Genomic DNA, 13,100 nt, shown 5'->3' on the forward strand with positions numbered 1-13,100 from the left:
ATCCTTATGCGCCCTTACCGCGCCGACGGCAGAAACCACCGGCGGCGGGTTTTCGGCGTACACTTACGCTTCGTAGGTTCCAAGCTCCCTCATCCGACACCGTGAGGTGTCAGACTCGCTGTCTAGAACTGCGTGTTGATAATGGCCTCCACCAGCACTCGCCCTTCCGGCGAGAGGGTGACCACCGCGTTGTCCACGGTCACCAACCCTTTTTCTTCCAAGTGAGTCAACGCCGCCGAGATGGTGGGATTGTCAAAGAAGCTCTCCCCCTCGAAGCGTTTTTTGTAGACCGCATCATCAACAGGGATCAGCGTCGACAGCGCCATCTTGAAGGCATTAACGCGTTGCTGATGCGGAGAGAACCCGCGGACCGAGCCGCACGGCAGACGCCCCGCGTTCAAGGCATCGCGGTACTCGTCATACTCGGTCAGGTTGATCATTTCAGAGCGACGAGACTTGGAGCTGCCGCCCAGCCCTATCGCGACCTCGGGATATTGTTTGTCCAGGTCGGTGATCAGGCTTTTCCATTTCTCCGGCGGCAATTCACGCTTGTGGAAATACATGGTGGGATGTTCGAGATAATCGTCGGCCAGATAGCTCTCTACCAATTGACGCATCTGATACTGTTTCCCCAAACTGGGCATTTCGTTATCGCCCAGCGAGATCAGTTTGCGCTGCCAGAGATTTTTCCGTTTCGCCGAAACGCCGCTGCGGGTTTCCATGAATTCCTTCATATGCAGCTTCGTGCATACCACATGCGACAGATCGTACTTCTTCACCATCTCCATGTCGTAGGCCACATCATCCACTTTCTGCCCCATCAGCCCATACATCAGGTCGATGGTGATCAGCTCATACCCCATCGCTTTGGCATTTTCCAACGTGGAAAAACACTCCGCCGCCGTATGTCTTCTGCCGCAGGCATGGATCAGGCGATCGTTGAACGACTGCGCGCCAAACGACAGCTTGGTGAAGCCCAGTTCCTTCAAGATACCGAGATAATTTTCAGGCAAGCTGCCCGGCTCACCCTCGAACCGCAACGTGGCGGAGGAGAAGTTGAAGTTCTCCTTGTAAAACGCCATCAGCCGCCGTAATTCGGCTTCCGGCAGCAGCGAGGGCGTGCCGCCGAAAATATTGAATTCGCCAACGGGCGTATGCCTCAGGCTCGGGACATGCTTCAGCCACAGCTGCGCCTCTTTGATATTCAGATCCACCACTTCGGTGAACAGCGCGCCCGCCTTGGCCGATTCCGGGTTGAGGATCACCGTAGGGAACTGGCAAAAGTGACACTTATAGCGGCAGGTAGGGATATAGGCCCAAAGGTGGATCCGCTCGGCTTTGCCCACTTCCGCATCCATGTCGGCATGAAACGCGGTGAGCGGGTAATCCTCGATATCGCCGGGAAAGACGTGGCATCCAAAGGGATCCTTGACAACATAGTCGAGCAGCGTCGCATTCTCTTCTTTCGCCAGCACCTCGCACACTATCGGCGTGGGATAGCGGCTATCGAGATCGAGCAAAGTATCAAGATGGCTTTTATTCATTAAAACACCCCGCCATTGGCAAAATAGTTGTGCGCTTCGCCTGACTCGCGGTCTTCGCAGAAGTAGTACACAAAGCGCAAGAAGTCTTTTTCGTCCACGGAATCGAAACAGGCGGGCAGCGGCGGTGCGGAGCCAATATCTTCACCGACAAAGCGCCGCAGCGCGTTGAAGATCTCGTGTCTGAATTCAAAATAGAGGCGAAATGCGGGCGTTTTATATGCGTGAATCGGCTTAAAGTCGACGACGCTGGTTTCGTACTTGATTTGATAGATACGGCGATAGAGACGTTCCGCCACTTCCGGCGTGAAAAATTCGATAATCTCTGGGTTATTAACCAAGAGCGCCGGATTCAGTAACACCGGTAGAACAATATTTTTCGGTATGTAGTCTTTAATCGAGTTGTACCAAGAGACTTCAGCCTGTTCGGGCGACAGGTCCTGATAGTTTTCCAACGCGTGCTCCGTCGGGCGCACATCCTTCATGATGATGATGCCGTCTTTCCCGTAGGCAGTCCCGTTCATCACCTCGTAGAGCAGTGTATCTACTCTTCGACTGTTGATTTTGACATAAGCTTCGGGCGCATAGACGGGTTTGCCGCCGCAGGCGATGACCTTGATGCCGAAGTCCCAGTCGTCGGAGAGGTGTTCGACAAAGCGTCCGCCTTCCAGCTGGTAGAAAATCTCGATGCCGCCCACCGCATCGTACATCCGCTTTTCGACCGCAAACCCTTTGCCGTCAGGAAAACCGCCAAACAGCGAGAACGAAAAGTGACGGCAGCGTAGGGTTTTATCAATTTCACGGTACAGGTTGGGCCGCAGCTCGAAATCTCGTTTATCGTAGTAGTAATTACAGGTACCCAGATCGCCGTGCTGTTCGATCATGGTATAAACCAGCTCATCGATCCAATATTTATCCACTTCGCAGTCCGCATCGGCGGAAACGATATAGTGCTTATTATCAATACCGTATTCGATATTACGGATACCCGCGCGTTGGGAAGCGTAATCCATGCCTTTTTTTCTGGCTGAAGAGACGCCCTGCGTGGTCTCATTAATGATATGTACAGTCAGGTCTTTATATTTATCCTGAGCTGCTTTGACTTTCAGAATAGAGTCATCGGTCGAATTATTATCAACGATAATTAATTCCATATTATCCAGGGTAAATATGCCGTATTTCGAGGTTTGCCGATAAATAGAATCAATAACTGCTTCAATGCGACTCCCTTCATTATAAACGGGCAGCACAATGGATATATAAGTTTCTTTACGCATAACAACTCCCTATTACACATTAAAAACGTGGCCAAATATCTTGTTGGAAAAGAGTTTTTCCCCGATATGGAAATTATGTTTCGCGATGAACTCTCGTTTCGATTTGTCGGCAACCAATCCATAAACACGTTGCACAAAATCATCATCCGGCCAACCATCCTGGTCGGCAGAAATAGTCATCAGTTCGGTTTGAAAACCGTACTGACCGTAAACCTCGTCGTAATATTCATAGCGGGTGGCGATGTAACACCGTTGGTGGCTAATCGCTTCCCCAATCGGATTGCCATAGCTATCGTAGTCGTACGATGTGAGAAAGGAGACGATATCGCAAGACTCATAGAGATCCTGAACCGTATACGCGTCGCCGCTTTCGTCGATAAAGTCATGCTGTAATGCGCCGATGAAGTGGACAAATCGCTCCATTCCCAATTCACTGACATAATCTTTCAAATAATTAAAGTAGTGAGTATCTTCTTGCTCTCCCCCCGCAATAATTAAATAGACGCAGGGCTCGTTATTATTTTTGACGCACAGCTCATTGAGTTTTTTAGTCAGATAGATATCTCTTTCCAGACGTTTCACAGGAACAAGCCGAGTCGTACGTGCAATCACAATATCGTTCTCTAAAATCCCGAACTCGGGGCGCAGGGATTTCCGTTTTTTATCCCCTTCGAAACAGTAGCAATTACGCATGACGTCGATATTGACGCCGCTCCATTCACTGAGCTTGCTGGCGAGGGCATCATTAAGCGTGACGTAATTGATATATTTCGTAGGAATCGGTTTCACGGCATACGGCCAAGGTTCGCCGCCATATTTCCCACAGGCCGTTTCGCTATTCCACATGAGATCGTGGTCGCGCCAGAGCACGAAACATCCGAGACCTTGCTCTTCGCCGTAAGCGGAAATCGCTTTATACAGCGCATGGGTATAAACAATATTCTCAGGAAGCGTGCCATTTTCAACGACGACATGGGTAATGCCTAATTCACGCCAGGTGTCCACGATGCGCTCAGATAAGGCGTCAGCGACCGCATGAACGTCCGCCAGCTTCTGCGCCTTTTGTTCCTCGCTGGAAGGAATACTTCCATTGATCAATAGGTTATTCACATCCTCGATAAAATACGGGGTGTAACCGGGCAGCTCACCGTCCCCTGTCGCTCGCACTACCGTAAAGATCTGACCAAAGGCGCTCTTCTCTTTCTGCGTATAGGGCCTGCCAAAATTGCCTTTATCGATCTTGATGTCGAACCCAAGATCAATGAATGACTCGAAGCCTCTCTGATTGAGGCAGGAGGCCAGCTTGGCCGCTTCCACGGTGATACCGGAAACTGCGACGCCATCAAATGAAATGAATATGGCCCTATTCTTTACATCCATGAGTCCTTCCTTAGCTTAATTGAGTAATTCAGAACGACCTGAGTACGGCGCGCGCCGGGCCCGAGGTATAAAATAATCACCCCCCGTCATTGAGGCGGTCTCGCGCAAGAAGCCTGTCTAGCGCGATTCGTCCGAGAGCGTGTAGCCCAGCCGTTTAAGCTGCGGCCCCGCCACCGCCTCGAACTCGGCGATCTGACGCTCTGACAAATCACGCTGATAACGCCCGACCGGGGAGGTGGAGATCGCTTTAGCGGCGGCTTCCGCCGCGGGATGCTCCCAGGGGTTTTCGAACAACACATGCGAGACCTCGTGATGCGCCAACACCTGGTCGCTCCACTCAACGCCGATAAAATCGGTCATCCGTTTGATCACCTCTGCCGGCGAGGTCACCAGATCTTCATAGCGAACCTCCAGATAGCGCCCCTGCGGCGCCACGGTCACGGGCCGGGAGACGATCTCTACCCAGCTGCGCGCCATTTCTGATGGTGTTTTGTATCCCCACTTGGGGACGGATTTGAGGTGGGAAGCGAAGAGATCTCGGCCATCACGGACGATATGGATAAACCGCGCTTCGGGCCAAATTCGCGCAAAGTCATCGATGCGGGCAATTTTGCGCTGCAACTTTTGGCCCCAGAACAGGCCGCCGTATTTTTTGAGTCGATAGGCGCCGATCTTCTCGATCAGATAGCAGCGATCAACGAAGCGACTGAGATCGCTTTTGCGTTCGGCCATCGCGGCTTCGACCAGTTCTATCAGGTCATCATTCGGGACGCCGGAACGCTGGCACTGCTTAACGAAGTGCGCGCCATCAAACCAGAACGGGTCTTCCGTCTCCGTTCCCGGGCCAAGCACCCGGGGATCGTTTGCGGAGAGCAGCCGCGCCGCCTCAAGGATGTGCGGTCCCAGATCGAGCGGCTCAAGAAAATCAATTTCAGGCGCGACGACCAGATCGGGATGCGCATCCAAAATAATACTTTGCAGCGTCGTCCCCGACCGATTCTCCCCTCCGAGCAGCACGGGCGCTTTGACGTTAGCTTCTCGCTTCATAGGATCCTCGGCGAAAATTCAAGGCGTGAACGACATCCGCTTCCAGATCCACCTCAAAGGCCACGCCGAACGCAGAGCGCGCGTAGTCTTTCCGCCGCTCCTCGTCAATTGCGCCCGTGTCGCCGCCGGTGTCTTTGCCAGACGCTTTCACGGCCTCCAGAGACGCTTTGAAAATGGACACCGCATGCTCGAGCTCCGACGGACCAAAGGCGAAGTTAATCATGTGCGTACCGTTGCACTCTAAAAACAGGCCATGCGCGAAACATTCGGCCGTCACCGCATCAGCCACCTCGGCATTAGCGAAAACCGTTTTAAACATCAGCGGCGGGCCGGTCACCCAAAGAGGAATGCCGACCTCATCCGCCGCCAGTTGAAGCCGGCGGATCAACTCAGCGCCGATCTTCAGCGCGGCGTCGTGCGGTCGCTCTTCCCTGAAGATCCGCAGCGCCACCAGCGCGGCGGCCATGGAGGTCACCTCTTTGTTGTAGGTGCCCGCCAGCCCGGCGGCATCGTAAGCGTTGATCAGGTCTGCCTTTCCGGCGACGGTCGAGAGCGCGAAGCCGTTGGCGAGGCCTTTACTGACAATCATCAAATCGGCATCTACCCCACCATCGCCGTGAACGCCGTGTGCGCCGTAACGTAGTCCGGACATCACTTCATCGAGGATAAAAGGGACCCCGGCGGCACGGCACAATCGCGCCATCTCTTTAAAGTGACTTTCCGGAAACCAGCCTAATTCAGGCGTGACGATAACGGCGGCGATGCGGTCTCGCGCCACATCCAGCGCGGTGGAGAGCGCCTGCAGGTTGTAGCCAAAATGGAAAACATCCGTTTCCGGGTCGTAGCAAAGTTGACCAAACTGACGATGCCAGTCGTGCCAGCCGTGGTAACCGCTGGACAGGACGATCCGCCGTCCGGTGTAGGCTCTGGCCATTCTGATCGCCGCCGAGGTGCCGTCCGACCCCGTGCGGAAAAAGACCGCCTTTTCGACGCTGGGGTAGCGCGCCACCAGCTGCTCGGCCAGCTCGATGCGCTGCGGGGACAACGTGGTCGGAAAGATGATGCCGCGCGACTGAATCTGATCGACCACGGCCTGATCGATCTCATTACGCCGATGGCCGAAGAGTACGGTGCCGTTTGACGAGGTCATATCCAGAATCGTTCGACCATCGCAATCCTTCAGCCAGGCGCCCTTGGCGCTTTGCACGACGAACGGCGGTCGAGCGGAAATGTCGTACTCACGGGCGGCGGTAGACGCGATCGCCCGTCGTAACTGCTGCTGATTGTTATCCATCGTATTTATCGCTCCTGAGTGGGGTTCAGCGCATCGCTACGGCCATGCGTCGCGCGTTGGCCATAATGGTGTGAGTTGGATTCGAGTTTCCGGCAAAGGTCATGACGGAGGCATCCATGACGTAAATGTTGTCGTAGCCGTGAACAAGACCCGCGACGTCGACGACCGACCGCGTGGCATCCGTCCCTGCCCGCGCCGTGCCATGCAAATGCGACCCCCCTTTGTTATGCACAGACGGTTCACGCTCTATTGTCTTCGCGCCGGCTTCTCTCAGAATCTCCTCCGCCCGGGCCGCCATAAAGCCAATACGCGCCAAGTCGCTGTCGGAGTTTTTGTAATTGAACTTGATCAGCGGATTGCCAAATTCATCCTTGTGCTCATCCAGGGTGATGCGGTTGTGGGACCACGCCTCTTCGCCCGCGAGATAGTGCAGACGGATGCGGCCGATGTTGCGGAGCGGTTCCGGGGAGGCCACCTCGTACAGCAGCCCGCCAATTCCGGTCGGCACATCGGCGTTCTGGTAAAAATCATCGGTGTAGACGGACGCGGGCGCGCCTTGATGCGGGGCGCACAGCCCATCTTCCTTCGCCCAAGCAGGGTTAGAGCCGGTCGTGTAACCGGTGATTTTGAAGGAGAGGCCGCGACCAACCAGGTCGTGCTCATTGCCGATGCCGCGCGGGGCCAACACGGAGGTCGAACGCAACAGCAGCGCGCTGGTTTGAATGGCGTTACCGCAGCAGATGATCTTGTTGACGGGAATACTTAAATGTTCGGATGAGAACGGGATATAACACTCCGCCGACTGAGCATGCCCTTCGTTGGAAAGCCGGATGCTATTCACCATGCAGCCGAACAGCACGGTAATGGATCCCGGCAGCGCCGAGTCATCGAGCACCGATCGGTTTAGAATCGACGCCTTGGCGCCCGTCGTACAAGAGCGGCTGTCGCAGGCCGAACAGAACTGACATCCGTTGTCACTCCCCGCCGGAATAATAGCGAGCGGCATATTACGCGGGCGGTAACCGAGCGACGCCATCGCATGGGCGATCTTCTTGCCGCGCGCGCTAAACGGATAGCTGCTGACGTCTTGCATCCCCAGTAATGATTCGATGTAGCCGTAATGTTCTTCCAGATCTTGCAAGGTGATAGGCCAATCCATCTCCATATCCGAATGCAGGTAGCGGCTGATGCGCATATCCACGTCTCGGTAGCGAAAGGTGATGGCGGAATAGAACTGCATACCCCCGCCGACGCAGCAGGCGGTCCACGGGTTTCCATCCTGCAGCCCGGTTGCGGTAATCGCCCGGCTGTAGATGGACTGATGCGTCCCCAGCACTTCTCCCGGCGACGCCAGTCCGCCCAGCTCCAGAATCAGGACGTCCTTGCCCTGTTCCGCGAGCGTACGCGCTACCGTGGCGCCGGAAGGGCCGGAGCCCACAATGACGGCATCGAATTGGTCAAAACGTCCTTGATAAGCGCTTATGTGCTTAATCATTGTCATGGTTCATTGCTCCTTCATTCAAAATTTCATCAACTCGTCGGTCCGTTTGGGCCAAGGATTACTGGCTGTGCCGACCGTCGACAACGCATTCCTTTGCTACGCACGCCGCCGGAAAATCTTTGGCGCGACGCCTTCAACCTGACGTGATGGCATTTCGTCCATCCGGTATGTCTTTCGCTCATCGGTAGGAGACGCAACCTTGTCGAGTCATCAGGCCCTCAAACACACACAAGGCACGCGTCCCGCATCGCCTGCCGGGCGTTGCAGCGACAGGTCATCCACAAAGCGCCGTAGCCACACATCGATGGAGGCATGCCGTAAAATATTCAGCATGCTCTGGTGGCGTTCTATGCGTTCTTCGAGCGGCATCATTAAAGCGCGGTCCAGCGCGGCGGCGACTTCGCGCGGGTCATACGGATTGACGATCAGCGCGGCATCCAATTCCCTCGCCGCACCGGCGAAGCAAGACAGCACCAGCACGCCGGGATCCGTTTCCTCCTGGACCGCCACATACTCTTTCGCCACCAAATTCATCCCGTCGCGCAGCGGCGTGACGCAGGCGACGTGTGCCTGACGATATAGCCCCATCAATCGCCGACGATCGCAGTTCTTGTTCATGTAATTCAGCGCAAGCCAGTCCAGTTCGGAATAGCCGCCGTTAATGCGTCCGGCCAGTGCGTCAAGCTGCTCGCGTATTTGCCGGTAGCTGGAGATGTCGTCGCGGGTGGTGGGAGCGAACTGAACAAACTGCACTCGCCGCCGATGCTCGGGATAATGTTTCAACAGCAGTTCGAAAGCGCTGAAGCGCTCGGGTAAGCCTTTGGAGTAATCCAGCCTGTCGACGCTGAAGATCGCTTTACGCCCCAGACGACGGGAGACCTGATCGAGCAGGTGTAGGTCGGGGGAGTTGTCCTGCGCCAGTTGACGAAGCGGCTCAATCGCGACGCTTATGGGGTAAACGCCGCTTTTGACGATGTCGTCGCTTATCCCCATGCGGCTGGCGTAATCCCGGAAAGCCTGATGGTCTTCTTCGGTCTGAAATCCCAACAGGTCGTAATCCGTCATGCTGGAAAACAGCTCACGGTGCGGCGGTATCGTCATGGCGATGACGCTGGACGGAAAAGGGATATGCAGAAAGAAACCAATACGGTTGTGGATGCCAATCGACCGGCAGGCTTGAGCGAAAGGAAGGAGGTGGTAGTCCTGTACCCAGATGATATCGTCCGGGCGAAGCAGCGGTTTTAGCATCTGCGCCAGACGGCGGTTAACGCGCAGATATCCCTGGTACTCTTCGAAGTCGTAGCGCGCCAGATCCACACGGTAGTGGAACGTCGGCCACAACGTGCCGTTGGAGAAGCCGCAGTAATAGTGTTGATACTCCTCCGCGGTCAGCGCGGTCGTCGCAAAGGTCACGTTATTCAGACTTCGCTGTTCGACGCGGGTCGGACATTTTTCTACTTCGCCATTCCATCCAAACCAGACCCCGCCGCTAAGCTCCAGCGCGGCCATCATCCCGCTGGCCAATCCTCCTGCCGGACAGTCATCCAGCGCCGGGGGCACGCGATTAGATACCACCACAAGCCGGCTCATCGCGACACCGCCTTATCCGCTCGCGGCGGGTCGGCGTACGAGGTCAAACACGATAACCACGCCCCGACGGCATCGACACTCGCCAGTCGATACGTCGCACAGGTAGGGCCGGCGCCGATTTTAATCGCTATCCCTCCCAGCGCCTGCGCAGCATCAAAACCCTGTTCGTCGGTGAGATCGTCACCCACGAAGACGGGGGTACGTTCTCGGAACGGCGTTTCCGTCATAAACGCTCGCAAAGCGACCCCTTTGTTCACGTTCTCAGGTTTAATTTCAACAACGCATTTCCCCTGCTGCGCCGCCCACTGGGGATAATCCTCAACCAGCGCTGAGACAAGCCGCGCCGCTTCGGGTTCGAATTGCGGACACTGGCGGTAGTGCAGCGCCACGGCCGTGTCCTCTTTGGCTTCGAGAAAAGTGCCGGGATGCTGACTTACCCAATACTTCAGTCGCAGACAGAGTTCTGTGGGCAAATTGACCTCACTGCGATGAACCGTCCCATCGGCACGACGACGTTCGCCGCCATGAATTCCCGCTGCCGGGAATAGCAACGGCGCCAGCAGATCATCAATTTCCGCTAAACGCCGTCCCGAGATAATCCCTACGGCGCCATCACAGCCGCGAAACAGGGCGCGAAGAAGAGATAAACGCGGTAAGGGAATGGAGGCGTCCTCTGGACGGGCGCATATTTCCGCGAGCGTACCGTCGATATCGAAGAAAAACGCAGAGTCGCTGAGCCTCAATACCGGTAATACATCAGGCTGATTCAAATCTTCATGGTCTTCTGGAGTCACGTTCACAATCCTCTCTTGGTGATAGCGAGTTCAGTACTGATTCGCCAAAAGCAGCCGTATTCCTGATATCAGTGATTGAATCAAACCCACCGTAAATTCGCTTACGGCGCTTATTCCCTGCGAGTAATAACATGCATGGGATAGCATATTGAGATATCACTCACCGACGTGACGATATGGGTTCCTTCCCCCCAGACGAACTTTTGACTTATGATGAAAGTCGAAGATCATCGGGTACTGCCAGAAATTAAATATTTAATCTGCCCATCAGATGTATTGGCGGGCCTAAATTTTTATTGTTATTTCTTTCACCAGGTTGAAGACACGCACCACCTAATCATCCCGTTATCGCATTGGGCTTAATTGGCCATAGATTTATTCGCAGCTTAGTCGTTGCTCACGCACGATGGATTTATTTTGGTATTAAATAAAAGGTTCTTGAATATCCTATTGAGGCACTCATAAAAATATAATCAACCACCACCCCACGCTGAGCAGCATGCGTAATATCATATACGCACCATGTTAGATGACGCACATTACCATTCGGATAAAATCATTACATATCATTCAGATAAACCATAACACCGACAGAATAATACGCATTATTAATGAATAAGTATTTAAGAACAAATCAAACAAGCATAATTCCTTGCTTAAATGGATTCTAACCAGGTTAAACCACAAAGCAATTTTTATATTTGTTTTTTTTCATTACATAGCGCTTAGATTGTTACACTTTCCAATACGTTTTTCTTATTGGGAACTTATTTAACACCATAATCCATTAAGCGACATGTAAATACTTTCATGCCATTTGAAGACCAGAGCTTCGTCCTCAAAAAAACGCTTTAGGCTTAACCTGGTGAAATAAATACAAAAAGATAAAAAACATATTTAACTCAATAAAACCTCCCCAGAAAAAATAGGAATAGACTGAAAAAGACTTACTGAATATTTTTCTTAAAAAGAATAACCCAGCGTATTCTCCCCCACAACATCCCTCAACATGATTATTATTTATTCAGGGATAAAATCCACTCCTGAATAAATAATTCATTTGGGCACTAAAATTAAATTCACTCACTACATCCAGAGGATATTATTCATTGCGAGATAGTTTCTCGATTTTATTGATTAATGGTATGTTTTGGGTATATGCATTAAAGTGGTGAGCATGAAAATAAAACCCATACCATATAGCTAATAATATTTACCCGATGATTCAATGATAAGACTTGTGAAAATGGCTAATATAGCCAGGTCGATGAGGTACAGCGGCTGCTTTGACTCTCAATCAGCGCAGATTTCGGCTTAAAATACCGGGAAACCAACATCGATATATTGGCAGACTTACAACCCGTATTCTGTCGCACAGTTCGGCAGTGCAGTCAGGATCCAGCGGAATGTTAAACAATGCCCTGTTTTCCACAGTCTCTGTATCAAACAGTGACCCTATCTTTTAGGCGTAGCCATGCCGGGTGAGTCTAGACGAAAGTACATCCGGGTGGCGTTAAATAATCAGGACTCAAGCACCGGGGCGCAGAAATTTCAGTAACAGCTGCAACTCGTCTCTTCTGGTCCGGCTGCGTCAGCTGTTTTTTCTACACACATGATTTCACGCCCATTAGTACAGAGCATTTGCTTCTAGAGAGTAAGAACCTGGTCGCTGGTCCAAATGCGGGCATTGCCGTGGAGTCTCGTGATGATGAGAACTGTCGCGTTTAACCCTATGAATCACTGGTAGTTTTACGGTGAACCGCCTCTGCTACTGTAGATCATCCTGCCCTATATTTTGAGCATAGGAGGAGCGTATGGGCACTCCACGATTTACACCTAAATTTAAAGAAGAGGCCGTCCGGCAGATCACTGAACGTGACTATTCCGTTGCTGAAGTTTCCGACCGGTTGAGCGTCTCCGCGCACTGCCTCGACACGTGGCTACACCCCATAAAAACCTGATATTAGCGAGCAGCACGCAAGGGATTTACTCGAGGCTAAAAGCGAGATCCTAACACTTCGTGCACAACCAAACCGCACCGTAGAAGAAAGAGATATCCTGAAAAAGGCCGCGCGGTACTTTGCAAGGGAGTCCCACTAAAGTACCGCTTTTTTAATAAGCACCGCGCTGAATGGGGTGTTATGACGATGTGTCGGGCACCGAATGAAGCACCGGCCGGCTTCTCTACGTGGGTGCATAATCCGGCGTCCGAACGTGAACGGGGTAACCGGCGCCTGCTGACGCTTATCCGGGATTCGTATGCGCTGAGCAGCGGCGTGTACGGCCATCGTCGGGTTCACGGCGATCTGTGCAAAATCGGAGAACGCTGCGGTAAAAATCGGGTGGGCAGCATTAAGCAACTGAACCGGATAAAGGCAGTACGTGGTTATAAACATCGGCAGCAGGGCTGGCTGTATCTGCCGTTGTTATCGACCTCTTTGCCCGTAACGTAGTGACAGGTCAATGAAACCCACGCTATCACCAGGGAGAAGCACGAGCACGCATTTGGTAAAAATAGGGAAGAACCAGAAGGGGTGATGATCTGTGTGGACGTTTTACGATTGAATACTCGCTGATTATCGCAGGTATCTTGAAGACGAAAAAAAACCGTACCCCTTTTACGGTAGTACGGTTTCTTTTCCATCTGGGTGTGAATAATATCCCAGGACAATATAA

General features: G+C 52.9%; 8 protein-coding genes and 1 pseudogene. 1 reads left to right on the forward strand and 8 read right to left on the reverse strand.

Annotation, left to right across the window (positions count from 1 at the left end; all coding sequences use genetic code 11):
• Positions 1–122 precede the first annotated feature (122 nt).
• The 8 genes from AU511_RS12975 to otsB all read right to left on the reverse strand — a co-directional run bounded on the left by AU511_RS12975 (position 123) and on the right by otsB (position 10,430).
• The gene (locus AU511_RS12975) at positions 123–1,544 is read right to left on the reverse strand and encodes a radical SAM protein (protein WP_094101222.1); all 1,422 of its coding nucleotides are present in this window, start codon (positions 1,542–1,544) and stop codon (positions 123–125) included.
• The gene (locus AU511_RS17555) at positions 1,544–2,818 is read right to left on the reverse strand and encodes a glycosyltransferase family 2 protein (protein WP_094109941.1); all 1,275 of its coding nucleotides are present in this window, start codon (positions 2,816–2,818) and stop codon (positions 1,544–1,546) included. The genes AU511_RS12975 and AU511_RS17555 overlap by 1 nt, the downstream gene beginning before the upstream one ends.
• A 12-nt stretch (positions 2,819–2,830) precedes the next feature.
• Positions 2,831–4,135, reverse strand: a complete 1,305-nt coding sequence (locus tag AU511_RS17560) for a glycosyltransferase family protein (RefSeq protein WP_240503831.1) — start codon at positions 4,133–4,135, stop codon at positions 2,831–2,833.
• Positions 4,136–4,315: 180 nt separating this feature from the next.
• A complete protein-coding gene (locus tag AU511_RS12990) occupies positions 4,316–5,245 on the reverse strand; it encodes a sulfotransferase family protein (RefSeq protein ID WP_094101219.1) in 930 nt (309 codons plus the stop codon).
• Positions 5,229–6,539 carry an aminotransferase class III-fold pyridoxal phosphate-dependent enzyme gene (locus AU511_RS12995; RefSeq protein ID WP_094109943.1) on the reverse strand — a complete coding sequence of 437 codons (1,311 nt, stop codon included), beginning with the start codon at positions 6,537–6,539 and terminating at the stop codon, positions 5,229–5,231. Before AU511_RS12995 ends, AU511_RS12990 begins: the two co-directional genes overlap by 17 nt.
• 25 nt (positions 6,540–6,564) lie before the next feature.
• On the reverse strand, positions 6,565–8,040 hold the full coding sequence (locus AU511_RS13000; protein WP_094101217.1) for a GMC oxidoreductase: 1,476 nt from the start codon (positions 8,038–8,040) through the stop codon (positions 6,565–6,567).
• A gap of 210 nt (positions 8,041–8,250) precedes the next feature.
• The gene (locus AU511_RS13005; RefSeq protein WP_094101216.1) at positions 8,251–9,630 is read right to left on the reverse strand and encodes an alpha,alpha-trehalose-phosphate synthase (UDP-forming); all 1,380 of its coding nucleotides are present in this window, start codon (positions 9,628–9,630) and stop codon (positions 8,251–8,253) included.
• Positions 9,627–10,430 (reverse strand): trehalose-phosphatase, encoded by an 804-nt coding sequence (otsB, locus tag AU511_RS13010; protein WP_240503833.1) that lies wholly within the window; start codon positions 10,428–10,430, stop codon positions 9,627–9,629. The genes AU511_RS13005 and otsB overlap by 4 nt, the downstream gene beginning before the upstream one ends.
• Positions 10,431–12,238: 1,808 nt before the next feature.
• On the opposite strand from otsB, the pseudogene AU511_RS13015 reads away from it, so the two are divergent.
• A pseudogene (locus AU511_RS13015) lies at positions 12,239–12,905 on the forward strand (transposase); the annotation flags it as partial.
• Positions 12,906–13,100 lie beyond the last annotated feature (195 nt).

Source organism: Lonsdalea iberica, from assembly GCF_002111585.1.
GTDB classification, from domain to species: Bacteria; Pseudomonadota; Gammaproteobacteria; order Enterobacterales; family Enterobacteriaceae; genus Lonsdalea; species Lonsdalea iberica.